Here is a 24,181-nt window from a genome sequence, read left to right on the forward strand (position 1 = left end):
AGGCCCTGCTTTCATGCGCTCTCAGCGCCGAGACCACTCCAACGAGAACCCAAGTCCTATAACCCGACGCCAAGTTCGGTATGACAACGGCTTCTCAGGGAGCCCGCACCTTGCGGGAACCCAAATTTTGATCCGAGGTCGGCTCATGACGCCTATCCACCTGTCCGGGGACACGCCCCGCTGGACCCCGAAGACCGAGCAGGACATCCAAGCTGCGGTCGACGGCGGCCTGATCGAGGAGAACCACCACGTCGACGCCAAACGCGAGATCCCCGCGACCCCGCGGAAGCACCACAACAAGGAACTCGCCCGCGACCTGGCTTCCTTCGCCGTCGACGGCGGGACCCTGATCATCGGTCTCCAGGAGGACAAGGCCACGCAGTCGTTCAAGCTCGTTCCCCAGCCACTCGCGGGACTGGCCGAGCGGGTCGAGGAAGTCGCCCGGCACGTCCCCAAGCCGCCCGTCAGCGTCGTCTGCAGCACCGTCCCCAGCGCCGCCGACCCCACAGAGGGCTACCTGCTCATCCACATCCCGGTCAGTCCGACCGCCCCGCACATGGTCGAGAACGAGTACCTCGGGCGCGGCGACAAGACCAAGAGCAGACTCTCAGACGCGGAGGTGACCAGGCTGCAGCGCTTGCGGGTGGACCAGGAGCAGACCGTCCTGGCGTTGCTTCAGCACGCGATGGACCGCGACCCCATCCCGCTTGAGGACCGGCAGCAGGCTCACATGTTCCTCGTCGCCCAGCCGCAGCGCGGCCGCCCCGACATGCTCCTGGACCTGATCACCAGCGACGACTACCCGTCCCGGCTTCCCCAGGTGATCAACAGTGCGCTGGCACCAGAGGTCACCGCCCTTATCCGTGACATGGCTGAGCCGCCCCCGACCCTGATGAACGCGCCACAGCGGCACAGGCTGGCTGACGGAGTGTCCCGATCCACGCGCAACATCGGTCCGGGGCGCGAGTTCACACTGAACGGCGATCCGAATCTGGGCCGGGAAAACGCCCTTGAGCTCCAGATCCGCGAGGACGGCGGCCTTCGCCTGTTCTCGAGTCGACTGTCCAGCAGTGAGATCGACGACACGGAGGAGATTCTCGTCGAGACGGCCATCACCCAGACCATCCGCTTCCTTGCACTGGTCCGCGCCGTCGCCGACGAGAGCGGCTACACCGGCAATTGGAACCTCGCAGTCGGCGGCACCAGACTCCGAGGTCTCCAAGGACACCGCCAATTCATGGGGGCGACGGCACGACCGAAATACGACGAGGAGGAATACCGCGCCTCCGGGGAGACAAACTGGGTTGAGCTGGCCGGTCACCCCGGGCCGATCGTCGAGCGCCTCTGGGGGCGGTTCCTACGCGCCCTCGACGCCGACAAAACCTATCGGGATGTCCTCCGCCCTTCGAAAGACTAAGCACGACCACACGGCCTTCGTCCTCCCAGGAAGTCAACACGCTCGACTTGACAGAGAAGACGTGTGTGGAAAGAATCCGCCGTGCAACTCGCCCAGTGCGGCTTTCTGGCCGTCTACCCCGTTGGCGGTTGGTGGAAGACCCGCAACCGCCGGAGCCGCATCTGACGACCGGTCACGTACGCGCCGCTGGTCTCCTTGTCCACCGATGTCGGTACCGACCTCTACACCCCGATCGCAACCCAACTCGGAATCCCGATCACTGCACTGGCCTCGCCGAATGTTGGTACAGCCATCCCGATTCAGCTCGAATTGGGCTGATCCAGAACCCGATCCCATGCCCGAAGGCTCGCTGGGTCGAGCGGCGGTCCAAGGTGAGGATCGTCGTGTCCGGTGCGGCGTCCCGGATGGGGCCCGACCCCCGCGCGGGTCCGTGTCCGGGACGCCGGTCGGCCCGCCGGCCAGGGGGTGCGCACGTGTGGCCGGCGGGCCGATCGTGGCCGTCGGACCCGGGTGGGGAGGCAAGGTCTCCGGCGGCCGCGTGCGAACGTACACGCCCCCACCGACACGGCCGGCGGGCCGACCGGCTCGTCCTCGGGTGTTACGTCCGATCGGCGCCCGGTGCGGCGAGGCGGTGCGCGGTGACCCGCCGCCACCCCCGCAAGGCCCCCGCGACGTCGTGGTTGAGGTCGGTGATCGCGTGGGCGGTGGCGTCGGCCCAGATGGGGTGCAGGCCGGGGACGACCGTGTGGGCCTCGGTGTCGGTCAGCGGTTCCAGGTGGACGCGGCGGTAGATGAACGAGCGCAGTTTCGGGGCCCGTTGCGGCAGTGCCGTGCCCCAGGCGGGGGAGCCGATCGCGATCAGCGCGATGTCGACGCGCGGATCCTCCGCGAGGGCGGCGAAGTACTCCAACGCCTCGCGCGGCAGCACGTCCGCGCGGTCGAGGACCACGGTGCGCCGGGTGCGTTCGAACGCCCGGGTGAGGCCGTGCTCGAAATCGGTGCGCGAGCGCGGGGGCGACGTCCCCGGCCACAGCCGCTGCCACAGGGCGTCGCGCAGCATCGCCATCGTGGGGCGCGAGCGGAACGTCAACCACACCGCGTCCCGCCCGCGTTCACCACGATCGGCGCGTAACGCGTCGGCGACGGCGGTGCTCTTCCCGACCCCGGGCGCCCCGGTGACACACGCCACCGCGGGGATCGCGGCGACCTCCCGCACCGCCTCGTGGACCTCCAGCAGCCCGGCGGTCACCGCCGTACCCCATCCGGACACGGCCACGGAATCGGCCTCGGACTCCACGAACACGCGACGATTCCTCCCGATCGACACACCCCCGAACGCGACCCGGTCTGGCCGCCCTCCACCCACCGCGACCCCGAAACCGACAAAGGCACCGGACGCCGAACCCACGGCACCGCACCTCCCGGAGCAGGCGACCGGACGCGCTCGGGACGGCGCACCGATGGACCGCGAACGACCCCACCGCCCTGGCCGAACGCGCCGCCCGCGACCTGAGAATGCTGCTGCCGCGCCTGACGGGCCGATAGCCCGGGCGCAACCGTGACAACTCGGCGCCTGTGCCCTCGAAGCGGTCCTAGTCTGGCGGGGTGACCAAGACTGCGCAGGACCTGCCGGGCGATCCGTCCGAGCTGCACCTCGAGTACTCGTTGCGGCACGGTCTGCGCGGGGATCCCACGACCGCACGATCGAACGCTGGACGGTGACGGTCCGGCACGGCTACGAGGTGCACGACGACACCCGCTGTCCGACCCTGCTCGGTTCGGACGGCGAGGTTTCCTGCGAGGACGGGGCGCCGGGCCGGGGCGACACCGGTTGCCCGGCGTTCGAGCCGGAAGGCGTCGCGGTGGGTCGGATGGTGTTCTTCCGTGTCCGGATGGACCGGGGGATGAACGCGTGGTGGGCGATGGAGGAGGAGTCCGCGGATCTGCACCGCATCGGCTGTGTGCTGCTCGACGAGGAGAGCGGGGACTTCGGCGAGCGGGCCGCCGAGTACCTGGAGTACATGGGCGTGGACCTGCTGGTCATGGACAGGGTCGTTCTCGACGAGCGGTGGCGGGGCTTCGGCCTGGGGCCGATCGTGGCCGCGGAGGCGATCGAGCGACTGTTCCCGGGGACGAGGGCGGTCGCCTGCATGCCCGGGATCTCCGACCGGGAACCGGACCGGGAGCTTGGGCCGGAGGAGTGGGACCGCTTTACGGCGCGGATCACCGCCGCGTGGGCCAGGGTCGGCTTCGAAGCCTTCGAGGACGGCGTGCACCTGATCGACCCGGCGACCGTGGTCGCCGAGGAGGCCCTGTCCGTGCTGCGTGAGGACTTCGACGACCTGTGCCGGACCTGGTCGAACCCCGGGAGCGGCGGGGCCGCGGCAGGATCCCTGCCCCGGCCCGGGAGCGGCGGGGACGAGAACGTGCCGACTGCGGACGTGTCCTCGTCGACGCCACCGGCGACCGTCACCGACCTGGCGGCCAGGCGCCGCGCCGCGACATCGTCACCGCACTCGACGCCGTGATCACCGGCCATGCCGTGCCCACCGGCGCAGTGAACCCCGCGTCGGCAGACCGGGACGAGACTCGGGCTCGGCCCGGCGGTCGGGTCAGGGGAGTTCGTCCAGGACCAGGTGCCAGGGGTAGGCGTGGAGGTGGTCGCCGCCGGTGCCGGGTTCGTGGAGTGCGTACACGTCGGGCCCGTACAACACCCTCACCCCCCACGCGCGCAGTTCCTCGATGCTGCGCTCGAATTTGGGGTGGGCGGCCTGGGCGCGGTTGGTGAACGGCAGCGCGACCACGGGCAGTTGTTTGCCGATGGCCTCGGTGACAAGGCCCAGCGCCAGGGTGTCGGCGATGCCCAGGGCCCATTTGACGATGGTGTTGACGGTGGCCGGGGCGACCGCGATCGCGTCCGGCGGAGGAAGCGCGTCGTCGGTGCCGGGCTGTTTGTACTCGCTGCGCACCGGGTGCCCGGTCAGCGCCTCCACGGCGGGGACGTCGACGAAGGAGCGGCCGCTCGGGGTGGTCACCACGCACACGTCCCAGCCCTGTTCCTGTGCGTGGCGGACAAGGACGGCGACGTCGCCGGCCGGGGGTGCGGCGCAGGCGATCACGTACAGGACGCGGGCGGTGCCGGGTGTGGTCATGCGGGCAGTCCAGCGCGTTCGGCCAACTCCCGCAACGGCCACGGCGCCCCGCCTCTGGAACGCCGGTGGAGGTCGGTGACGACGTTGCGGGCGAGGGGGCGGCAGCGGACCTCGGCGGGCGCGAGGTGTTCGGCCTCGAGGAGGGCGGTCAGGGCCTGTTCGGCGTCGCCGGTCTGCAGGTGGGCGCGGGCGACGTCGACGAGGTGGTTCGCCCGCCGTTCGGGGCGCAACCCGGCCAGGCCACCCTGGCCGATGCGGGCGGCGGCGGCGATCGCGGCCGCCCCGTCGCCCAGTTCCACGCACGCCGACACGCGGTGCACGCCCACGTTCGTGGGGCCGAACGAGGTCCGGTAGTCGTCGCGGCCCTCCCCGACGTGCCGGGCGGCGGTGTCGGCCTCGGCGAGCAGGGCGTGGACGTCGCGGTCGCGCCCGGCCCGCGCGGCGGCGATCCCCGCCTGCAACACCAAAGTCCCGAACACCGCCAACCGACCCCTGGACGGCGCCGGCTCACCGGTGGCGAGCCGATCGGCGGCGAGCCGGTTCAAATCGTGGGCGGCGTCGCATCTGCCCTTCGCCAGCAGCGCGTTCGCCACCCGGTACGCGCCCGTCCCGGTCAGCTGCGGATCACCGGAACGCTCGCTCGCCGCGAGCGATCGATCCGCCGCCAGCCACGCCAACTCGTTCTCGCCGAGCTTGCGCAACGTGGACGAGGCGATCTGATACGCCTGCGCCAGCAACCCCGAAGCCTCCGCCGCGTCGTCGCCGTCCGCGGTGGCGACGGCGGCCTGCGCCCGGTCGATCAGATGCGGCAACGTCCGACCCAGGGTGCCGTAGTCGGTGCCCGCGAACGCCACCCACGCGTAGTGCACCCCGATCCGCAACCGCCCCCGATCCACCGCCACCCCGGGCGCGGTGAGCAGGTGGTCGTACCGCTCCAACGCCCGCCGGATCGCCGCCACCTCCACCCCGTCCAGACACATGTCGCTGTCCCGCATCAGATCCCGCCCCAACAGCACCTGCAGATCCACCCGCAGGGCCTCGGCCAGCGCGTCCAACACCGGCAAACGCTCCAACGCCCGTTCACCGGACTCGACCTTCTGCATCCAACTCGCCGACTTCCCCAGCCGGATCGCAAGCTCCCGCTGGGACAGGCCCCGACGCTCCCGCCAATACGACACCCGTTGTCCGACCGTGCGCTGCGTCATGGATCCCGTCCCGGGGCCGAGTTCGCGAGCCCCACATTTTGTGGGGGTCTCCCGTTGTATGCCCGCCTAGCCTGATGCATCCCGAACCCCCGCAAGGCTCGATCCGCGAACCCGGCCCGGTCCGCCAGCGCCCGGTTGCTGGCCGACCGGGCGGGCCCACCGTCGTCAGGGAGGCCTCGATGCCCCGTGCTCACCCGTCCCGGGCCGCCGTGACGGTCCCGCAGCCGCTGCCCGTCGGAGCCGCCCGACCCATCCGTCCGCCGGACGGCGATGGTGTCGCCCACGCGTGGGTCCGGTTGGCCGCGAACGCGTACGCGCCGCGCACGGCCCGCGACCGGGTCGTGCGGTGGTTGATCGGCTGGGGCGTGCGGGAAGGGGTCGTCCTGGACCTGGTCCGGGCGGGCGTGGGCGAGTTGGTGACGTACGCGGTTCGTACCGCCAGCGCGGACGCTGTGGTGGAGGTGGCCGTCCGCCACGGAAACGGGTGGGCCCGTGTCGCCGTCTCGGACACGGCCTTGTGCGCGCCGGCCGCGTTCCTCGGGCCGACCGGCGACGACACGACGCGGCCGAATCCCGCAGCGGGGCAACTGGGGCTGTATGTCGTGCGGCGCCTGGTCGAGACGGCCGGTGGCCGCGTCGGTGTCGACGACCGGGCCGACGGCCACCGCGACCTCGTCGTCCGGGTCCCGGCGGGCACGGCTGCGTGAGCGTGTTCGAGCCCGGCCCGCGGCCGGTGGCCACCGGCGTGCTGTTCGACGTGATTGCCGTCGACGTGCCCCTGGGCCTGGCCGCGCTGCGGCTGCTGCGCGAGCGCGGCGTGCCGCTGGGCGCGGTCGTCCTCGACCAACGCTCGCGCCGCGTCGGGATCCTCGTCCCGCCCCAGGCCCACGAACCCGTCCCAAAGGACGAACTCCGATGCGGACCGCGTCAGATCGGGCTGGGTTCCTGGGTCGTGATGCCCGGCGCCGACCCGGACGCGAGGGTGACCTGGCTGCGGCCACCGGCAACCTCCGACGGCATCGCCGACCACCTGACCCCCACCCTCGCCGTACGCGCGGCGATCCGCGAGGCCGCCACCGCCATCACCGAGCCGGAGCCGCACGACTGATCGAGCCGTGGGGCGCGGTTGCCGCGGCTGCCCGATCCCATTGACGGGTCGTTTTCACGCCCGCGTGGTCCGCGCCCGATCCCGGGCGCATGCAGGCAGGTAGGGCCCCATCAGGAAGGTTGGTACGTGCAAACTTGCCACCCGGCCGCAGAATCGATATAGCTTCGCGTGTGAAGCCCGGCCTTCTCCTTAAGGAGAGGTGCGGGCTTTCGCTGTTCGGCGGGAGCCCCTTGGACGGCCCGCCGCCGCGCTCCGTGCGACCGGTTCCGAACGGCGGGCCCTTGACCCTTGGAGGGCCTCGTGCCGGCCAACCCGACGAACCGCCCCGGTGGCGACCATCCCCAGCCGCCGGATGGTCCGCTCGATGTGCGGACCGTCGTGCTCCTGGGCGCTTTCGCGGCCTCGGTGTACGTGGCGTATCGGGCACCGCAGTTCGGTGTCGCGTTGACCGTCGGCGTCGTGGTGCTGCTCGCGTTACATCAACTGATGAAGCGCTGAAGGGCGGTGGTTGGGCCCGCCGATCGGGGGATGTCGGCGGGCCCGGGTGCGGCCGCACGACGGGGGACGCGAGGCCACGACCGACCAACGAGCCGCCGCCGTCCGAAGTCACCGGGTCGGCGCGCGAGTGCCGTCATGCTGCTTCGAATTCGACGACCGGAATTGCTCCCCGGGTCGGTCTCGTCGGTTCCATGAATGAATGCATGCAAGTGCGTGAATCCTGAACGGAGACCGGACTCGCCGCCCCACGCTCCCGCCACGAAGGCCCGGGCGGCGCTTGTCCGCGCGCCGATCCCGGGCCTTGTTTCGTGTACGTATCAGTTGCGGCGACGGCGCAGCGCTGTGAACACGGCCGAGAAGCAGCCGACGAGCAGGGTGAGGAGGCCCACGAGCAGGCTCAGGACGAGCCAGGGACGCCCCGGGAAGAGGTCGCGCAGAACGGGGAGGAGTACCGGCACCACGGGTGCCATGGCGCTCAGGATGAAGTAACCCCGGTCGATGACATTCGTGGCGCGAGCTGGCCGCTTGGCGGCGTGCTCGCGGTGCGGGCGGGGTTCCCTTGCCGCGCGTCCGGTCCTGCGTCCACCGCCGAAGGCCAGTGCCAGGGCGTATCCGAGTCCGCGGCGGTAGCGGCTCCACCGGCCCGTGCCCTCGCGGGTCAGCAGTTCGTGGAGTTCGGGGACCCACACGTCCGCGTACCAGGACCGCTGGTCACGGGGCATCGAGATCTTGGCCAGGCGCAGCAACACGAACGGCAGGCTCGTGCCGATCCTCTTGGTCGCTACCTTCAGGACCTCGACGGTCACGGACATGACGATGCCGACGATGATCCCCGCGACCCATTCGGGTTCGGTTGCCCCGAGGAACGTGGGTGCCCCGCCCGGGGACGCGATCGACAAGTCGTCCAACGCGTCCAGCATCCGATGCATTTGATCTGTTCTCTCTTCCTGTGTGCGCCGCCCGGGGGGACCCCGGGCGGCGGACCGACGCGCGGATCGCGAGTGTTCGCGAGCGGCGTCGGCGTGACAGGGGAAGCGGTCATCCGCTTTCCCCCTTGGGTTGTGCTCCCGGGAGCCAGATCCCCGGCGACGGCGCCGGGGCCCGGGTGAGCTCGTGGAGTTCGGCCAGGGCCTGGCGGGCGGCCTGGAGGCCCTCGCCGGTCATGGTGTAGTGGCGGCGGGCCGGCCGCCCCTCCTTCTTGGGGTCGATGTCCTCGGTGTGGCCGACGATCCAGTCGGCCTTCTCCAGGCGGGCGAGGATCGGGTACAGCGATCCGCTCGCCAGGTGCGCGGCCTGCATGATCTCCATGCCGTACCGCGGCTGCTGCGGGTCCTCTACGAAGACGCGGAGGACCCTCGCCACGGTGGTGGTGACGTTGATCCTCACGCTGTCCCTCCCTCTAGGTCCGGGTGGTCTACAAACATTGGTGTGCTCCCTTGGGTGTGGTCGTAGCCATTCTACATAGGGTTTGTTGTTCCTCTACATAGGTCGATCGAGTCCACCCGCGAGTCGTGACCTGTCCACTCTCCAGAGTTCGATCCGCCAGCGCGAAGCACGCGAGATGTCAGATCCATGTCAAGTTCAAGTGTGATCCATGGTATATTTGAGAAGGAGGTGGAACATGTCGGATGCACTCTTCGACGCGGTGGACGCCCTGCTGGCCCAGGCACAGAGCGATCTCCCCGCACCGGCGGAACGTGCCCGGCTGCGTAAAGCCGCCGCGTTCACCCAGCAGCAGGTCGCCGACGCTCTGGGCGTGCAACGCGTGACGGTCGTGGCCTGGGAAGCCGGGCGCTCCGACCCGCGTCCCCCGCAACGCCAGGCCTACGCTCGACTCCTGGCCGGCCTCGCCGAGCGCTACCCCGCATTCCCGGAAGACCCCGCCGACGGTGATCCGACGGCCCCGGCGAGCCGGTCCAGCCACGACGAACCCACCGAGCCCGCCCCCGGAAAACCCGAGCGTCCGGCGACCCCCGAAAGCACCGGGCCCCTCACCGAAACACCGGTCACGCCCGGATCGACGCCCTCCCAGGCGCCGAACGTCACAGCCGCGGCGCCCTGGACCCGCCCCCCCAGCGCCGCCCGCCGCCCTGGCTGCGCCGAAGCCGGCGACGACGCCCTACCGGCCGGCGACCCTGCCCACCGCGCCCCCGACGGGCACTTCGCCCGCGCAGGCCCCGACAGATGGCGCGCCCGGGAAGTCGTCCACCCGGCCCCGGACAGCCAAAAAGGCCGACCCGGTCTCACCCGATCGATTCCCGGCCGGCCCTCTCGCCGTCCTGGACCTGGACGACGCCGACGACGCCGCGCTCGTGGCGCACCTGGCGGACGGCCGCGTGGTGCCGTGCCCGGCGAAGTCCCTGCTCACGCTGGTGTCCTGGGCCCTGGAGGCGGGCCTGGGCGCGGAGCGTCTGCACCGCGCGGGCCGGGACGCGGACCCGCTGGTGGTGGTGACCGCTGCGGCGGCCGCGCGGCTGCGCCTGCCGGCCGAGGTGGACGACCGCAAGCATCTGCGCCTGTCCGAGTCCCACCAGGCGGTCAAGCAGTTGCTGAAGCCCGGCTGGAAGCTGACCAAGCGCGGCTTCGGCTCCTGGACGAAGGTCTACAAGCCCGTCGAGGGCGGGCGCCGCCAGTGCGTGCAGTTCGCGTTCCCGGGCTGGGACGCCCTCGACACCCGCTCCTGGGGCAACGCCGCCTCCCTGCCCGCCCCGCAACTCGCCTGCCTCCTGGGTGCGTACGCCACCCGCGTGGTCACCCCCCGCGGCTCCACCGCCGCCGCCGGCCTCGCGTTGATGACCGAGCTGCGCCCGCCGACCCAGGCCGTCAAGGACCCCGCCACCGGGACCTGGCGCTCCGGCCCGGTCGCCGGCTCCCTCCTGGAGGCCGTCGACCCCGCCCCGCCGGAGGCGGTCTCGGAGCACCCGATCGCGCAGGGCCGCGACGAGCGCGACGTGATGGTCGAGGAGGCGTACGTGTGGGCGCGCGAACTCCACGCCGTCACCGACGCGGAGGGCGAAGCCCCCTGGGCCATCGGCCTCGACGTCAACGCCGCGTTCCTCGCCGCCGCCTCCCGCCTGCCGGTGGGCATCGGCGCCCCTGTCCACGTCACCGCGCCGCGGTTCGACGCGAAGACGCCGGGCTGCTGGTACGTCGACCTCTCCGGCATCCGCCTCGACCCGCGCCTGCCCTCCCCGTTCACCCCGACCGGCATCGCACCCACCGGACCCGGCTGGTACGCCACCCCCACCGTCGCCTACGCCACCGAACTCGGCGCCACCGTCGAGCCGCTGCAGGCGTGGATCCGCCCGGAGAACGGCCCCTACCTCGACCCCTGGTACACCCGCCTGCGCGACGCCTACATGACCACCATCGCGCACCTGGGCGTCACCCCCGACCTCACCGACCGGGCCTTCCTCGACGCCATGGCCGCCCACAAGCAGACCGACCCGGCCGAGGCGATCGTGCTGTCCGCGATCAAGGCCACCGTCAAGGGCGGCATCGGCAAACTCCGCGAACGCCCCCAAGGCGCCACCCACCACGGCCGCGGCGAACGCTGGGCAGCCCTGGAGCGCCCCACCTGGCGCCCCGACATCCGCGCCGCGGTCATCTCCAACGCCCGCATCGGCATGCACCGCAAAATGCGCAAATTCGCCGACGCCACCGGGCTGTACCCGCTCGGGATCCTCTCCGACTGCGTCGTCTACGCATCCCCCGGCCCCTCCCCGCTCGACATCCTCCCGCCCACCGTCCCCGGCAAGGCCGCCCAACACGGCTTCCGCCTTGGCGCCGGACCCGGCCTCGTCAAACACGAAGGCACCCAAACCATGGAATGGGTCCTCCAAGGCCTCGCCGACAACCCACCCGTCAACCCCGCCCGCCACATCAAGGACGGCGTCGACGCCGTCGCCGAAGGCGAATAGGAACCCATCGTGGGCAAGATCGGCGACGGCCTCGACCAGGCCGCCCAACACGTCCTCACCCGCAAACCACCCCAATCCACCAAAGCCCGCATCCGATTCCTCATGACCAAGAACCAAAACCGCACCCGCGCCGTCGCCCAACTCCTCGGCGTCAGCCAACGCACTGTCGAGCGCTACCTCAAAGGCGACCGCAAAACCCCACCCCGCCCCGTCAACGCCAAGATCGACGCCGAAGTCCGACGCCTGTGGCAACCCCAGGTCCGCCGCCGCGCCGAGCAACGCGCGGCCGCCGCCGGCGGCGTCATCGTCGAGACCAGGGCCCGGTTCGGGTTCTCCTCGGCGGCCGGATCCACCGACGACCCCCGCATGCGCCGCATCACCCAACCCCTGCCGCCCACCCACGCCCAGGAGTTGTTCGACGCCCACCACGCCGGCGCCTCCGAACGCGACCTCGAACGCATCGTCGCCGCAGGCCTGCAGCAGTCGTACTTCCAGGAGGGCGGCACCCGCGCCGGCGACCTGGACGAGGTCGAGCTCACCGACGTCGATTACATCGAATTCGACGTCCGCGGCTGAGCGCAGACCGAATGTGACTGAGCGCTTGAGTTGGCGGATGAGCGTCGTACCCGGCGGATTGAGCGCACGTGTTGCCGGACGCTTCGTCGCAGTTCAGCGGCGCGGCGGGCGCGCGGTCGCCCGTCGATCAGGCGCGCGGGCTGCTTCACTCTGACCCGGAACCACGTACGGCACGGAAACGTTGCCCGGATATGTCGAGTTCGGTGTCCGTCATGGGGAGCATCCTGTTTCCCGCCGCCTTGGTGGTGCTGTTCTTCATCGCCGCCGCGGTCCGGCATTGCGTGCTGCGCATGCAGCGCCCGCGTTGGCTGGTTGCACGGCTGCGACGACGCGACGGCCGTGGTGAGCGTGCCGTGGGCGCGACCGCGACCGAGGAACTGCACGCCCTGCTCTATCCGACGAAGCGGGTCCAGTTGGAGCAGCGCAGGATCGAACTCGTCCTCCGCGACGACGAGCACGACTGCGCGCCGCCCAGGACGACAGTCGACCTCGCCGCCGGCACCGCCACGTTCGCTTGACCGAAGGAAACGCCACGCCGCAGCCACTCGGGGAACGAGAGCCGGGCTGATTACGTCCCCGGGTCCTGGTCAACGCAAGCGCTGGCTGGAAGCCCCGACCAGCATCCCCGCAGGTCACAGCCCGCCAACTCGTGCGCTCAATCCGCCAACTCAAGCACTCGGTCACACCGAACTTCCTCGACGAAGGATGGTGGCGCCACCCGACCACACGAACCGCTCCGCCCAACGGGCGGGGCGATTCGTTGCGTTCGAGGCCGCCGGGCCGGAATGGCAGATCGGTCCTGGGGATTGCTCGGCGACTCCGGGTGACCCCTCATGGTTTCCAGCGAAGGTTCATCGCATTCTCGGGTTGACGAAGGAGTCAAGGCGTCAACCGGCTTGTGCTTGTGGCTGTTGAGTCTCTCGCGGCAGGACACAGTAGACGAAGTGTGCGATGCCGTCGTGCCGGCTGAAGCGATGGTAAGAGGCGTCGGTGGCCATGACGACGTAGACGTCGGTGAACGAGCTGATGTGGTGGTCGGCCACCGTCCAGGTGAGTTCGACATCGTTTCCGTAAACCGGCTCCCCACGACCGCTCTTGCGGTCCGTTTCCAGCCACCACCGCATGGTTCGCCCCTGGGGGTCGGTGCCGCGGCACTGATAGGTGACCGTGTCCCCGGGGCGAAGAACGAGGTTCGTGCTCAGGGCGAACGGTCCGATCGGATGGAACTCGACGACGTGGCCGAAGCCGTCGGTGACGGTCTCGATTCGGGCGAAGTAGTTGCCAGCGGGGTCTTGACTGCTCATGTAGATGGTCACCTTGTTCCGGATCTCCCCTGAGATCCCGCTCAGTAGGTCCTGCTCGAAGGGGAGGAGCTCACGGCTGTGCGCGACCGAGTTCCGTAGGGCCTCGAACCGCGCGAGGAGGGCTCCCATCTCCTTCTTGTGTGGCCCCAAGGCCGGCTGGAGGTCCTCCCAGTACTTTTCGATGAACCTGGTGATCTGGAAGAACTGGGCGTACACCAGCGGGTCGGTCGGCACGGCAGCCACGCCGCGGCGCGTACGTTTGCGTGTCTCCTCCTCCCGGATCTCCTGGATCTTGGCGAGCTGATCGTCGGTGAAGACATGGGTGGCCCAGTTGGCTCCGAACTTCTTCTCCAAGACCATGGTCAGGAGTTCGCGTAGGGCGCGTTCGCACGTAGCCAGTGCTTCCGCAGGCTCAAGGTGTGGCATGCCTGCCCATCTTTCTCTCGTTTGCCGCCGCTGACACCGGACTACCGCGAGCCGTATGCCGCGCGCCGCGTCGGGTGGTCGCGGTTCCGCATAGTGTCGAGATCCGGCTGTCGCGACGTGGTTGCCGCGACAGCCGGATGCTTGTCTAGTGCTGCTGAATCCACCACACGCCCGCGGTGACCAGGACTCGGCCTGCGGCCACGCTCACGCCTTGGACCAGGCCGTGCACTCCGGACAGCGCCTGTTCCAGACTCCTCAGCACCGTCGCGGTCAACGAATGTCCGGGGGCAGCACCCGTTCACGGTCGGTCAGGGTGCGCTGGTACTGCGGGATTGCCTGCTCCGCGTCACCAACCTCCATGTATGCGCCATCTAGGTTGGTGCGGATCGTCAGCGTGTGAGGGTGGTTGTTGCTCAACACTCGCTGGCTGTCGGCCAGGGTGAGCTCGTACAGCGGAATTGCCTGTTCCAGGTCACCCGCTGCCTGGTACGCGTACGCCAGGTTGTTGCGGGTGGTCAGTGTGTGAGGGTGGTTGTCGCCCAACACTCGCTGGCTGTCGGCCAGGGTGAGTTCGTACTGCGGGATCGCCTTCCCGAGGTCACCTGCCGATTCGTATGCGCCAGCCAGGTTGTTCCGGGTGGCAAGTGTGTGGGGATGGTCGTTGCCCAGCACTCGCTCGCAGCCGGCCAGGGCACTCTGGAACAGCGGGATCGCTTGCTTGAGGTCACCCACCTCCTGGTACGCGGCAGCCAGGTTGTTCCGGGAGGACAGCGTGTCGGGGTGGTCGTCCCCCAACACCCGCTCTCGCTCGGCCAGGGCACGCTGGAACAGCGGGATTGCCCGCTCCAGGTCACCCGCCGAATGGTATGAGCCAGCTAGGTTGTTGCGGGCGGTCAGTGTGTCGGGGTGGTTGTTGCTCAGCACTCGCTCGCTGTCGGCCACGGTGAGTTCGTACAGCGGGATCGCCTGCCCAAGATCACCCAGCGTCCGGTACGCGTACGCCAGATTGTTGCGGGCGGTCAGTGTGCTGGGGTGGTTGTTGCCCAACACTCGCTCGCAGTCGGCCACGGTGAGTTCGTACAGCGGAATTGCCTGGTCCAGGTCACCTCCTGCCAGGTACGCGTACGCCAGGTTGTTGCGGGCGGTCAGTGTGTGGGGGTGGTCGTTGCCCAACACTCGCTCGCAGTCGGTCAGGGCGAGTTCGTAAAGCGGGATCGCCTTCCCGAGGTCACCCGCCGATTCGTATGCGCCAGCCAGGTTGTTCCGGGAGGCCAGCGTGTGGGGGTGGTCGTTGCCCAACGATTCCTGCCGGGCGACGAGGGCGCGTTCGAGGGCAGGGACGACGAGGCGGTGCGCGCCCTGCGCATCGCGGAAAGTGGCAGCGCAGTCGAGGGCGCGGGCGGTGTGGGGGGTGTCGTGGTCGGGGGTGTGCCGGTCGGTGAGCGCGTCGACGTGGGGGAGCAGGGTGCGGCATCGGGGCCAGGCGTCGGGGTGGGTGATGTCGTTGGGGAAGGCGGTAGCGAGGAGTGCGGTGGCTCGATTGAGGGCGTGGTCGACGTGTTCGGGCAGGCGGTGGGGGTCGGCCCGGTCGTGGTCGGGAGTGCGGGCGAGGTGTTGGACGAGGCGGTGGACGGACAGGGTGCCATCCCTGTTATCGGTGATCATGCTGAAGGCGACGAGTTCGCCGATCGCGGTGGCTGTCTCGGGCGGCGTGGCCATCGGGTCGAGGACATCGCGGGGGATGTCGTCGGGGGCGTACCAGGCCAGTACGCGCAGGATGTCGCCAGCGAGGGGGGTGTCGGCAAGGCGGTCCAGGGTCACCCGCCACACCCGGGCCACCGCGCGTTCCGGGGCGCCGCGCTCGGCGGCGGCGAACACGGCGGCTGGCCACTTTGCGAGCATGTCCAGGTAGGCGGTGGGGGCGGTGCCGGTGCGCGCGCAGAACGCCGCCGCCTGCTCGATCGCGAGCGCCAGGTGTCCCAGCTCCGCGCACACCGCCTCCGCACCCTCTGCGTGCTGCGGCGCGTCGTGCGTGACGACCCTGGTGAACAGGTCCAGCGACTCGTCCGGCTCCAGCGTGCCCAGCCGCAAGGTGGTGGCGTCGCGATGCCATCCGGTGGCGCGGCGGGTGGTGATCAATACCCGTCCGCCGGGGATTCGGTCGAGCAGTGGGCGGACGTGGGCAGGGTCCTCCACATTGTCCAGGACCAGCAGCCACCCCTCGTGCTCCGTGAGCCAGCGCGTCGCCCGCGTGACCTGCATCTCGGCGGGCAGTTCGGCGAGTCCTGGTTGCAGCGTGCGAGCTAAGGCTGCCAGGCCAGCGTCGACGGCCGCCGCCCCGTCGGCGCCGGTGGTGGTGTCGGCGACGATCCACCACCGCATTCGCTCCGGGCGCTGCGCGGCCCACTGGGCCGCCAGCGCGGACTTCCCGACGCCGCCCAGTCCGTGTACCGCGTGCACGACGACCTCGCCGGGTACGGCGAACGCCTCTTCCAACGCGGCGAGTTCGTCACCGCGACCGACGAACAGACCGGTGCGGGGGATGTTGGACACTCCTGCGCCGGGCGCGTCGGCGGGGATCGGGGCGTATGCCTCTGGAGGTACGGCGCGTTCGGCGAACACTGCGACGGAATCGATGACGTCGCGGCCTGCGGCGTTCGCTCCCATGGCGGCGGACACTTCGGATACCGAAGGCGCGGACGAATCCGGGTTCGTGACAGGCGGATCCGGGACCCGCCGCCCCCGGCGGCTACCGTCGCTCATGGGCCGTAGTGCGCGGACGAACCGTCGACGTCCCCGCTGGCGGCGATTGACCCGCCGCTCGCAGAGATCCCCGAACCATTCGACGACGCTGGCGCGCCTGGGCTCGGGTGCGTACTCGGTGTGGTGTCACGGGCCCGCGCGCCGCGTACGCTCCCGCCAGCCGCGATCGACCCGCCCTCTGCCCGCACCGGGACGGGTGGGGGCGGCGCGGGAGGCACCGGTGCGGGCGGCGTGGACGTGTGCAATTGCCGCAGGGCAACCCCCAGCGCCGCGACCCCGACCACCGAACCCACCACACCCGCCACCTGATCCGAACGTTCTAGATCTGCGGCTGATACCCACACAACCAACCCGACTGCCACCACGGTTCCGACCCCGGCCGACACCCACCACAACGCCTTCGCCCACCCCGTCACCGGACCATCATCCATCCCGAGCCGTGATCACGACGGCGAATTCCGCCAGTCCGCGCCGACACTGACAGCGGCCGCCCGGGAGGACGTCACGACCATCCGCAGCGCCACTCGGGTCTCAAGGGCCGCAAGCGCTGGACCATGCGCTGGAAAGCAGCCCTGAACGCCTTCGACATCGCCTTCAATCGACGCCTGTGTGCCGCACGCAACTAACCACTACACCAAGCCCGTTACATGTTCGATTCACAGACCCCACCTTCCGGGTACTCGACAAGGGTCGTCGTCATCGGTGTTGCCAAGACGATCCCGATGTGTCGATTCCGGGGACCATTTCGGATTTGCTACGAGACCATGCACGACGTGGGGAAGATGAACGGTCGCTGGACGAGTGTGGGGTGGTGCCTGCTCTGCGCTGCCGCGGTGGCGTTGGTGTGGTGGGTAACGGCGGGGGAAGCCAAGGTCGGCGATAAGGCGTCGTTGGCCGGCGTCGTGGGTTTCCCGATCGCGGTACTGTCCGCCGTCCTAGGCGCCGCCTCGCTGGTGTACGGGCGGCGTGCGACTCTGCTTGCGGAAGGCGAGCCTCTGCGCCTGCTGCGCGAGTTGGCCGACGCGGTGGAACAAGCGGAACGCACACAGTGGAAGGACCTGCTTGCCGGTGACGACGCACCGATCGACGTGCGGTTCGTCTTCCACTCCGCCGGGCCGAGAGACGCGGCCGGAGCGGGCCCGGACGGCACGTTGACCGAGATCGCCTCCTACTACGGGGACTTGGCTCCCCGAAGGCTCGTGATCACCGGGGCACCGGGAGCGGGCAAGACGGTTCTCGCAGTGCGGCTGCTCCTTGCGATTCTGGGGGAGCGCACACCGGACCGGCCGGTACCGGTCCGACTTTCCCTCGCCTCCTGGGATACGCGAATCCCGCTGGAGACCTGGTTGACCCGACATCTCACGGCCACGTATCGAGTTCGGCCCGAAGCCGCGCGCCGCCTGGTCGCGGCCCGTCACGTACTGCCCGTGTTGGACGGACTCGACGAGATGGACGGCGACGCCACCACCCACGCTGTGCGCGCCCGGGCCGCGATCGAAGCCCTGAACGACTACCAGCAACGCGAGACCAAGGCGCCGATCATCCTGACCTGCCGTGCCGACCGGTACGCCGCCCTGAGCACCTGCGGAGATCGCGTACTGGACGCCGCCCGCATCGAAATCCGCCCCGTCACCGTCGGCCAGGCGCGGGACTTCCTCACCCGCCGAGTCCGAGACATCGGCCGCTGGCGAACCGTCCTGGACCATCTCGACACCTCACCGAGCAGCGCCCTGTCCCGAGCCTTGTCGAACCCTTGGCGGTTGACCCTGGCCGTGACCGCCTACGAAGAGCGGGACAACCACGCGTGCCTGCGGGAGCCGCGCAACCTGCTTGCGCCGACCTTGAACACCTCGGAAGCGGTACGCGATCATCTGCTGGCCTTGTTCATTCCTGCTGTCACGCGACATCGACCGTCCGGCGGATTCGAGGGCCGCCGGGCCCGATCGACTCCTGAACAGACGCACGCGCGCTTGGCGGTCCTCGCGGCGTACCTCGACGAGAACACCACCAGCGCACGAGTAGTCGAGGGACGCGCACTTTCGGGCACCGAGCTGGTCCTGCACGAACTGTGGCCCCTCGCTGGTGGAAGCCGCGTCCCCAAACTCGCCAACCGGTTGATCAAAGGCGTAGGTCTCGTGGCCACGGCCATCGGAGGACTTGCCGTGTCTGCGGTTTCCTCGATCATGAACGCCGCCGTTCTGTGTGGGCTGCTCATCGTGGTTCTCGTCGGCGTCCCGAGCATCGCTTGGCCCCTGCCGGAGCAGCCGGTGGTGCTCAGACGTCCCCACTCGCGGTCTTGGACCGACGGTGTACGAAGGGCGACACTCTGGGCGGTTGCCTTTGGAGCCGGTAGTGCGGTGTTCACTGGCCTGATGGCCGCACCAACGCTCGGTATGCCGACTGGGCTGGCCGTTGCTGTGATCATCGGCCTGGGATTCGCCTTCGTGGTGGGGCTCGGCCGCGGCCTTGCGACATCGGGAACCACAGGCGCCACGAATGCGCATCAGGTGATCACGAGAGACGCCAAGGTTCGGATCAGCCGCGTGCTTGCACTCGCTCCTTCGTTCGGACTCGTGGTCTTCCTCAGCTTCGCGCCTGGGTTTGGCCGCGAGGCAGCGATCCCCCATGCAGTCACGGTCGCGATCGTGTTGGGGATGACGAGCTTGGGTCCGATGCTTGCTCTCAGGTACGGAGTCCTCTTGTGGTGCGTGCGTGGACGCCTGCCAAAGCGACTTGGCGCGTTCCTGGACGAGGCGACAGATATCGGGCTCCTGCGGGTCACAGGTATCGCGTATCAATTCCGACACCGCGAACTCCAGGACTGGCTTGCCCGAAACCCGACTCCATGAGGACGATGAAGCGGTCGCCTGTGCCGAGTTCAAGTGCCGATTCCCCGCGGCAAAGACGGCTGTGACGCCACCGAAGGTCGATCGACGAGTCAGCTACCCGTGGAATCGCGGCCCACTCAGGCCGAAGCAAGTGAATTGCCAGGGCTGCCGAGTCAGGGACTGATGATCTCGGCGAGTTCTGCCGCGACTTCGAGGTCCGGTCGGCCGCAGTGCAGGGTGCGCAGGCGGATTGCGTGGGCCCGGTGTTGGAGGTCGTCGGCGTGCTCGGCGGCGTACGTCGCGCACGCTCGGGCCCCCGGGACGGGTGGGCATGCCGCGAGCACAGAAGTCATTAGGGGCACGTCGGCATGTTCGATGGCGTCCAAGGCTTGGTTGGCCGCGGCCGAGGGGTCGGTGAGCACGGAGAGCACCGTGGCCGCGTCGATCGCGACCTTGCCCGACGGCCCTTGCCCTGTCCGAGCCGATTGTTGTGCGTCCGGACGCCGTCTTGATCTGGCGCGAGGGCACCACCCGGTCCACGCTCGCGGTGGAGTACGACACCGGGACCGAGCGCCTGAGGCGCCTGGTGGACAAGGTCGAGGGGTACGCGATTCCGCTGTTCGAGGGCACGGCCCCACCGCCCCTCCCGACGGCTTCGACTGACGCGGGTGACCGGGCGACGGGCCCACCGCGCAGATCGTGGTCTCGACCGTGACAAACGGCTTGGGGAAGCGCTTGCGCACGGCCCACCATGTTCGTATGAAGGAAGCGATACGCAACGACACACGCACACTGTCGTCCGGCCAAGAAAACGTTTGGGAACCGATTGCCGCGCAGCACGGCATCTCGACCTTCGGCGCGAAGTACCTCTACACAACGGGCCTGTTGCGCGAGCACATGTCCGTCTCCGGTCTCGCCTTCCGCAACAGGGTGTACCTGGGCTCGGTGTTCTCGGCACTGATCGCGGCCGAACTCGTCGGCCACTGTGTTGCACCCGCCACCGGCGCCGGACTGCGGCTCAGGAACGGCCTGCACTACTTGGAAGCTACCTGCCCCAAAACTGACGGGGAGTACATAACGCCGGTCGAAGACCTCGTTTCCCTGCGGAACTTCGTTGCCCACGGTGCCTTCAACACGAAGGGTGCCTCGTTGTCCACGGCGACAACGACCTACCTCCTCCACCGGCTGGCCCTCGCCACCGACAAGTTGTGGATCGACACCACCGTCCACGAGTCCTTCAAGAAGTCCGACAACACGCCCTTGAAGGTCGGTGAGGAGTGCATCTACATCGCCGACATGCTGCGCCACGTCGACACCGGCAAGACCCCGGGCCAGGACGTCGACAACGAAGAGGCATGGCGCTTTACCACCGTGAGCCTCCCGACAGGCTCTCCCGGGATCACCGGCACAGGGTGAACGATGGCTCTTCCTAGACGCCGGGAGAGGCTCCGGCCGCGGGTTGCCGCGGTGGGAGTCGGTTCCCTCGTGTCCGCCGTCGGGGCACGGTCCGCACGAGACGTCACGAGGCGAGGTGTGTGGACCCCGCGATGGGCACCCGTCCACCGTTGCATCAACCGGGCCCCGGCGCGGGTGGTTCATCCGAACGAGACGAACGTGCCCTCGAACGTGTTGTGTGCACGTGTACCTGTCGGTGTTGTGGCTGCGGGTGGTGGTCAGCGTTTGATGCGTCCTCGGATGGCGAGGACGGCGAGGGCGAGGAGGGCGGGTTCGAGGAGGCGGGATGTCATTTCGATGTAGGCCCCGGCGGTGGTGAGGTTTTGGCCGGAGGAGCGGAAGACCACGGAGTTGAGGACGATCCGGGTGGCTTTCTCCGCGCGTTTGGCGGTGATCCGGTCGTGGACGGCGCCGGTCAGGACGGGGCCGGGGTTGTCGGTCACCAGGTCGACGCGTTGTTCCGGCCGGAGCACGCCGGTTGTGTGCGGTTTGGGGTCGCTGGTGGGCAGTCCCCACAGGATCATCGCGAGGACGGTGGTGGTCATGGCGAACAGGAGCCAGGTCAGGGCACGCGTGGCCCGCAGGCCGTATCCGGAGAGCAGCCAGTAGGCGGTGATCAGGGCGCGTTCGCCGGTGGGGCGTTTGCGGTCGTGGCGGCGCATCTCCATTTCGCCGTAGTAGAAGTCGGCGGCGTCGGGTTCGTTCTTGGCGTCCTCGGAGGCCTTGCGCAGGGCCCGGTAGACGGGGCCGATGTCCTCGGGTCCGCGGGTGAGTGCGGTGTGTGGGTGGTCGGGGCCGGGTGTCCAGCCGCGTGGGGGCGGGGGTTCGCCGGGGGACAGGGCACGCCAGTGGTGTTCCTCGGCGATGGTGCGGCGGCGGGCGAGTCGGGCGGGGACGCCCTTGCGCAGGCGCCAGCCGGTGGGCGGCGCGCCGAAGCGGGTGTCGCCGTCCAGGTGGAGTTGGTCGAGGTGGAAAGCGCCGGTGAACACGCATCCGGTGAGGTCGGTGTCGGTCAGGACCAGGTGCGCGGCGTCGACCCCGCGCAGTGACGCGATGCGCACACCCGGGTCGCAGGTCGGCCCGGACTCGCCAACGGCGCCCCCGCCGAAGTCGAAGGGCGCGGGGTGGGCGGCGACGGCCATCGGCTGTGTGACCACCATGTTGGAGAGGACCACGGTGGCGTACCGAAGTCGCAGGGTCGCCGTTGCCTCCCACTGCGTGCGTACACACCTCACGGACGTTGCCGCGGCCTCGACCGTCATCGGTGCCCCGAACACGGCGCTCGACAGTTCCAAAAGCCCCCGACACGCGAGAGGGCCCAGTCGCCCTGCGGTGGCGAACGTCGTCCCGATGAACAGGGCGTCGGCGTCGAATGTCGCGCCGGGGAAACGGGCCATCGTCGCGAACGTCGCGCCACTGAAACAGGCTTTCCCTGCGAACATCGCGCCGTCGAACCGGGCGGCGCCTGCAAACGTCGCGTCGATGAACCAGGCGTCGGCGGAGAATGTTGCGCCGTTGAACCTTGCCTCGGCGGTGAACGTGGCGTTTGCGAACCCTGCGTCGGCGATGAACGTCGTGTCCTGGAAGTCGGCGTTGCCGAGGCGGGGGTGGGTGGTGGCGGGGTCGCGGAGTGCGTCGAGGAGTCCGGTCAGGAGAGGCCCGTCGAAGGCGGTGCCGCGGCAATCGACGTCGGTGCCCGGGGACAAGGCGGCCAAGTACACGGTCCGCTCGGGGACGGTGAGGTGGGCCAGGCATCGGGTGTGCCCACCGGCGACGTGTATGCCCCGGCATCCGACGGGGTCGCTCGCGCTCGCGCCTTGCGCGCAGTGCGGCCACGGTGGGGGTGTGGGCGAGGGCGCGGGAGGCGACGTCATGCCACCGGAGACGACGTGGAACGAGCGCATGGTTGCGCGCCGATGAATGGCGTCGGCACCGGCTCATCGCTCCGATCGACCGGCGCGCGAACATCCGGAACAACAGCTTTGTCGGTGAGAAGCTCGCGATCACCCCCTTGCCGTATTCGGGGGTCAGCAGCGGAAGCATGGTCTTCGACACGAGCTTCGGCGGCGCGAAATCGTGGTCGCCGCGGCCTCGATCACCACCGGCACATTGAACACCGCCCCCGACAGGTCCAACACCCTCCGACACCACAGCGGCCCCAACGTGGTCGGGCCCTCTGCGCAGTGCGGCCACGGCGGGGGTGCGGGCGAAGATGCGGGGGCGGCGTCATGCCGTCGGGGACGACCTGGCGTGAGTCTGTGGTTGCGGACCGATGAATCCGGTCCCGATCACCTGATGTGCCATCAGATTCACTGACCCTTAGGTCTTCGCGGCGGTGAGAGCGATCTCTTGCTCGTGACGGTTCACGGTGTGGGGTTGTGGGCGAGCCAGTCCTGTAGTTCGCGGTGGCGGAACTGGTATGCGGTTCCGGTTATCCGCAGGATTCCGGCGTTGGTGGCGCCGTTCAGGAACCTCCCCAGGCGCCAGGGCAGCTGGTGGGGTCCGCGGCGTGTGCAGGCCAGGAACGCGATGTACCGTAGCCATGCCGTGGCGAGTGCGAGCCCGAACGCAGGTCCGAAGGCGAGCCCGGCCAGAAGCCCGACCTTGAGACCGAGCGTGTTGCCGTCCGAGAGTTTCCCCAGGATCCCCATCAGTAGCCCGCCTGCGAGTGAGCCCGTGAGGGCCAATCCGAGTCCGGCGGTCAGGTCGGCGCGGGTGAGGTCACGTGGGTCCTTGACACTAAATGAGCCGTCCTCGGCGCCCCCGGCGACGGCTCCGAGGACGAGTCCGGCCATCAGTCCGACCGCGAGCCCCAGCGTGAGCCCGGTGGTGAGTTCGAATGCCAGCCCGCCCCAGACCGTGGTCGCGAAACCGAACACGAGACCGACCTTGAGTCCCAGTCCCGCCCCGAGCCGCCCCTGGGGCGTGCGAAGTTTGTCCGGGGCGAGCCGTGTGGGCGAGGGCCACGTCTCGGTTCGGATCCCGAGGAGCCCGACCATTGTGGAAAGGGCCGCAGAAAGGGTTGTGACCATCCACAGCGGCGGTAGAAGCGTTCCGCTGGTGTCCAAGAGCAGTGAGCCGATGGTGGCGGCTGCACCCATCGCGATGCTCGCTGCGGTGAAGAGGAGGGCGTGGGCGGTACGGGCGCGGTGGCTGCCGGCAAGTGGCCAGAGTTCGTGGAGGACCAGATCGGTGCCGGACAGCCTCCTGCCGCCCACCACCGGCCCGGTGGTGGCGTTGGTGTCGAGGTAGCGGGCCAGGACGCCCAGCCAGGTGTGGACCTGTTCCGGGGTATAGGCCCGGCCTACGCCGGGCGTCGGGTGGTTGGCGGCGCGGACATAGAGGCCGTTGAGGTGGTCGCGCATGGCCGCGTCGGTTGCCAGGGCTGGTGACAGGAGGTTCCGCGGTTCGTGTCGGTACGCCGCCGTGCGGGGGGTGGCGTTGTTCGTGGACGGTCACTGCCATCGTCAGTCGCCACGGCGTGGACAGCCCTCGCGCGAGTGACCCGGACGGGGCGGTGTCCAGGGCG

Annotated in this window: 22 protein-coding genes and 3 pseudogenes; 14 read left to right on the forward strand and 11 right to left on the reverse strand. The window is 69.5% G+C overall.

What is annotated here, in order from left to right; all coding sequences use genetic code 11:
- The first annotated feature begins 145 nt into the window (after positions 1-145).
- Positions 146-1,417, forward strand: a complete 1,272-nt coding sequence (locus tag ACIBSV_RS49175; protein ID WP_395874286.1) for a helix-turn-helix domain-containing protein — start codon at positions 146-148, stop codon at positions 1,415-1,417.
- A gap of 598 nt (positions 1,418-2,015) precedes the next feature.
- On the opposite strand, the gene ACIBSV_RS49180 is transcribed toward ACIBSV_RS49175, so the two are convergent.
- A complete protein-coding gene (locus ACIBSV_RS49180) occupies positions 2,016-2,720 on the reverse strand; it encodes an AAA family ATPase (RefSeq protein ID WP_395874288.1) in 705 nt (234 codons plus the stop codon).
- Between the two features lie 415 nt (positions 2,721-3,135).
- Between ACIBSV_RS49180 and ACIBSV_RS49185 the strand changes: the two genes are divergently transcribed.
- Positions 3,136-3,945 (forward strand): hypothetical protein, encoded by an 810-nt coding sequence (locus ACIBSV_RS49185; RefSeq protein ID WP_395874290.1) that lies wholly within the window; start codon positions 3,136-3,138, stop codon positions 3,943-3,945.
- Positions 3,946-4,029: 84 nt separating this feature from the next.
- Here the strand turns inward: ACIBSV_RS49185 and ACIBSV_RS49190 are convergent, their stop codons facing one another.
- Complete coding sequence (locus ACIBSV_RS49190) at positions 4,030-4,569, reverse strand: flavoprotein (protein ID WP_395874291.1); 540 nt, start codon at positions 4,567-4,569, stop codon at positions 4,030-4,032.
- Positions 4,566-5,774, reverse strand: a complete 1,209-nt coding sequence (locus ACIBSV_RS49195; RefSeq protein ID WP_395874293.1) for a helix-turn-helix domain-containing protein — start codon at positions 5,772-5,774, stop codon at positions 4,566-4,568. The genes ACIBSV_RS49190 and ACIBSV_RS49195 overlap by 4 nt, the downstream gene beginning before the upstream one ends.
- Positions 5,775-5,953: 179 nt before the next feature.
- Between ACIBSV_RS49195 and ACIBSV_RS49200 the strand changes: the two genes are divergently transcribed.
- From ACIBSV_RS49200 to ACIBSV_RS49210, 3 genes are all read left to right on the forward strand, one after another.
- Positions 5,954-6,481, forward strand: coding sequence for an ATP-binding protein (locus ACIBSV_RS49200; RefSeq protein ID WP_395874295.1), 528 nt, complete (start codon positions 5,954-5,956; stop codon positions 6,479-6,481).
- Positions 6,478-6,882 carry a hypothetical protein gene (locus ACIBSV_RS49205; RefSeq protein WP_395874297.1) on the forward strand — a complete coding sequence of 135 codons (405 nt, stop codon included), beginning with the start codon at positions 6,478-6,480 and terminating at the stop codon, positions 6,880-6,882. Before ACIBSV_RS49200 ends, ACIBSV_RS49205 begins: the two co-directional genes overlap by 4 nt.
- A gap of 300 nt (positions 6,883-7,182) precedes the next feature.
- Positions 7,183-7,380 carry a hypothetical protein gene (locus tag ACIBSV_RS49210; protein ID WP_395874299.1) on the forward strand — a complete coding sequence of 66 codons (198 nt, stop codon included), beginning with the start codon at positions 7,183-7,185 and terminating at the stop codon, positions 7,378-7,380.
- Between the two features lie 317 nt (positions 7,381-7,697).
- Here the strand turns inward: ACIBSV_RS49210 and ACIBSV_RS49215 are convergent, their stop codons facing one another.
- Both ACIBSV_RS49215 and ACIBSV_RS49220 read right to left on the reverse strand, forming a co-directional pair.
- The gene (locus ACIBSV_RS49215; RefSeq protein ID WP_395874301.1) at positions 7,698-8,300 is read right to left on the reverse strand and encodes a hypothetical protein; all 603 of its coding nucleotides are present in this window, start codon (positions 8,298-8,300) and stop codon (positions 7,698-7,700) included.
- Between the two features lie 118 nt (positions 8,301-8,418).
- Positions 8,419-8,766 carry a PadR family transcriptional regulator gene (locus tag ACIBSV_RS49220; protein ID WP_395874303.1) on the reverse strand — a complete coding sequence of 116 codons (348 nt, stop codon included), beginning with the start codon at positions 8,764-8,766 and terminating at the stop codon, positions 8,419-8,421.
- A gap of 235 nt (positions 8,767-9,001) precedes the next feature.
- Between ACIBSV_RS49220 and ACIBSV_RS49225 the strand changes: the two are divergent.
- The 4 genes and pseudogenes from ACIBSV_RS49225 to ACIBSV_RS49240 form a co-directional block, all read left to right on the forward strand.
- Positions 9,002-9,154 (forward strand): annotated as a pseudogene (locus ACIBSV_RS49225) (hypothetical protein); the annotation flags it as partial.
- Between the two features lie 115 nt (positions 9,155-9,269).
- Positions 9,270-11,300, forward strand: a complete 2,031-nt coding sequence (gene tap / locus ACIBSV_RS49230) for a telomere-associated protein Tap (protein ID WP_395874305.1) — start codon at positions 9,270-9,272, stop codon at positions 11,298-11,300.
- Between the two features lie 9 nt (positions 11,301-11,309).
- A complete protein-coding gene (tpg, locus tag ACIBSV_RS49235) occupies positions 11,310-11,876 on the forward strand; it encodes a telomere-protecting terminal protein Tpg (protein WP_395874307.1) in 567 nt (188 codons plus the stop codon).
- 212 nt (positions 11,877-12,088) lie between these two features.
- On the forward strand, positions 12,089-12,394 hold the full coding sequence (locus ACIBSV_RS49240) for a DUF6191 domain-containing protein (protein WP_395874309.1): 306 nt from the start codon (positions 12,089-12,091) through the stop codon (positions 12,392-12,394).
- A 369-nt stretch (positions 12,395-12,763) separates the two neighbouring features.
- Here the strand turns inward: ACIBSV_RS49240 and ACIBSV_RS49245 are convergent, their stop codons facing one another.
- The 3 genes from ACIBSV_RS49245 to fxsT form a co-directional block, all read right to left on the reverse strand.
- Positions 12,764-13,540 carry a hypothetical protein gene (locus ACIBSV_RS49245; protein ID WP_395874311.1) on the reverse strand — a complete coding sequence of 259 codons (777 nt, stop codon included), beginning with the start codon at positions 13,538-13,540 and terminating at the stop codon, positions 12,764-12,766.
- Between the two features lie 211 nt (positions 13,541-13,751).
- Positions 13,752-13,880, reverse strand: a complete 129-nt coding sequence (locus tag ACIBSV_RS49250; RefSeq protein ID WP_395874313.1) for a hypothetical protein — start codon at positions 13,878-13,880, stop codon at positions 13,752-13,754.
- Complete coding sequence (gene fxsT, locus ACIBSV_RS49255) at positions 13,877-16,273, reverse strand: FxSxx-COOH system tetratricopeptide repeat protein (protein ID WP_395874315.1); 2,397 nt, start codon at positions 16,271-16,273, stop codon at positions 13,877-13,879. The genes ACIBSV_RS49250 and fxsT overlap by 4 nt, the downstream gene beginning before the upstream one ends.
- An 878-nt stretch (positions 16,274-17,151) precedes the next feature.
- Here fxsT and ACIBSV_RS49260 point away from each other — a divergent pair.
- Together ACIBSV_RS49260 and ACIBSV_RS49265 are read left to right on the forward strand one after the other, a co-directional pair.
- Positions 17,152-18,015, forward strand: a pseudogene (locus ACIBSV_RS49260) (NACHT domain-containing protein); the annotation flags it as partial.
- A gap of 406 nt (positions 18,016-18,421) precedes the next feature.
- Positions 18,422-18,487 (forward strand): annotated as a pseudogene (locus ACIBSV_RS49265) (hypothetical protein); the annotation flags it as partial.
- Positions 18,488-19,370: 883 nt separating this feature from the next.
- Here ACIBSV_RS49265 and ACIBSV_RS49270 read toward each other — a convergent pair.
- Positions 19,371-19,550, reverse strand: a complete 180-nt coding sequence (locus ACIBSV_RS49270) for a hypothetical protein (RefSeq protein ID WP_395874317.1) — start codon at positions 19,548-19,550, stop codon at positions 19,371-19,373.
- Positions 19,551-19,687: 137 nt separating this feature from the next.
- On the opposite strand from ACIBSV_RS49270, the gene ACIBSV_RS49275 reads away from it, so the two are divergent.
- Positions 19,688-19,912, forward strand: coding sequence for a replication-relaxation family protein (locus ACIBSV_RS49275; RefSeq protein ID WP_395874318.1), 225 nt, complete (start codon positions 19,688-19,690; stop codon positions 19,910-19,912).
- A gap of 44 nt (positions 19,913-19,956) precedes the next feature.
- On the forward strand, positions 19,957-20,613 hold the full coding sequence (locus ACIBSV_RS49280; protein WP_395874320.1) for a hypothetical protein: 657 nt from the start codon (positions 19,957-19,959) through the stop codon (positions 20,611-20,613).
- 257 nt (positions 20,614-20,870) lie between these two features.
- On the opposite strand, the gene ACIBSV_RS49285 is transcribed toward ACIBSV_RS49280, so the two are convergent.
- Positions 20,871-22,373, reverse strand: a complete 1,503-nt coding sequence (locus tag ACIBSV_RS49285) for a pentapeptide repeat-containing protein (RefSeq protein ID WP_395874321.1) — start codon at positions 22,371-22,373, stop codon at positions 20,871-20,873.
- A gap of 185 nt (positions 22,374-22,558) precedes the next feature.
- Between ACIBSV_RS49285 and ACIBSV_RS49290 the strand changes: the two genes are divergently transcribed.
- A complete protein-coding gene (locus ACIBSV_RS49290; RefSeq protein WP_395874323.1) occupies positions 22,559-22,765 on the forward strand; it encodes a hypothetical protein in 207 nt (68 codons plus the stop codon).
- Positions 22,766-23,015: 250 nt separating this feature from the next.
- On the opposite strand, the gene ACIBSV_RS49295 is transcribed toward ACIBSV_RS49290, so the two are convergent.
- Positions 23,016-24,017, reverse strand: a complete 1,002-nt coding sequence (locus tag ACIBSV_RS49295; RefSeq protein WP_395874325.1) for a hypothetical protein — start codon at positions 24,015-24,017, stop codon at positions 23,016-23,018.
- Positions 24,018-24,181: the final 164 nt, after the last annotated feature.

The organism is Embleya sp. NPDC050154 (genome assembly GCF_044460165.1).
Classification (GTDB): domain Bacteria; phylum Actinomycetota; class Actinomycetes; order Streptomycetales; family Streptomycetaceae; genus Embleya.

Bases quoted from the DNA above. Each gene is read 5' to 3' on its own strand.
- ACIBSV_RS49175 (WP_395874286.1), top strand. From the start codon at position 146: ATGACGCCTATCCACCTGTCCGGGGACACGCCCCGCTGGACCCCGAAG.
- ACIBSV_RS49190 (WP_395874291.1), bottom strand. From the start codon at position 4,569: ATGACCACACCCGGCACCGCCCGCGTCCTGTACGTGATCGCCTGCGCC.
- ACIBSV_RS49195 (WP_395874293.1), bottom strand. From the start codon at position 5,774: ATGACGCAGCGCACGGTCGGACAACGGGTGTCGTATTGGCGGGAGCGT.
- ACIBSV_RS49200 (WP_395874295.1), top strand. From the start codon at position 5,954: ATGCCCCGTGCTCACCCGTCCCGGGCCGCCGTGACGGTCCCGCAGCCG.
- ACIBSV_RS49215 (WP_395874301.1), bottom strand. From the start codon at position 8,300: ATGCTGGACGCGTTGGACGACTTGTCGATCGCGTCCCCGGGCGGGGCA.
- ACIBSV_RS49240 (WP_395874309.1), top strand. From the start codon at position 12,089: ATGGGGAGCATCCTGTTTCCCGCCGCCTTGGTGGTGCTGTTCTTCATC.
- ACIBSV_RS49245 (WP_395874311.1), bottom strand. From the start codon at position 13,540: ATGGTCTTGGAGAAGAAGTTCGGAGCCAACTGGGCCACCCATGTCTTC.
- fxsT (WP_395874315.1), bottom strand. From the start codon at position 16,273: ATGGGAGCGAACGCCGCAGGCCGCGACGTCATCGATTCCGTCGCAGTG.
- ACIBSV_RS49270 (WP_395874317.1), bottom strand. From the start codon at position 19,550: ATGACTTCTGTGCTCGCGGCATGCCCACCCGTCCCGGGGGCCCGAGCG.
- ACIBSV_RS49280 (WP_395874320.1), top strand. From the start codon at position 19,957: ATGAAGGAAGCGATACGCAACGACACACGCACACTGTCGTCCGGCCAA.
- ACIBSV_RS49295 (WP_395874325.1), bottom strand. From the start codon at position 24,017: ATGCGCGACCACCTCAACGGCCTCTATGTCCGCGCCGCCAACCACCCG.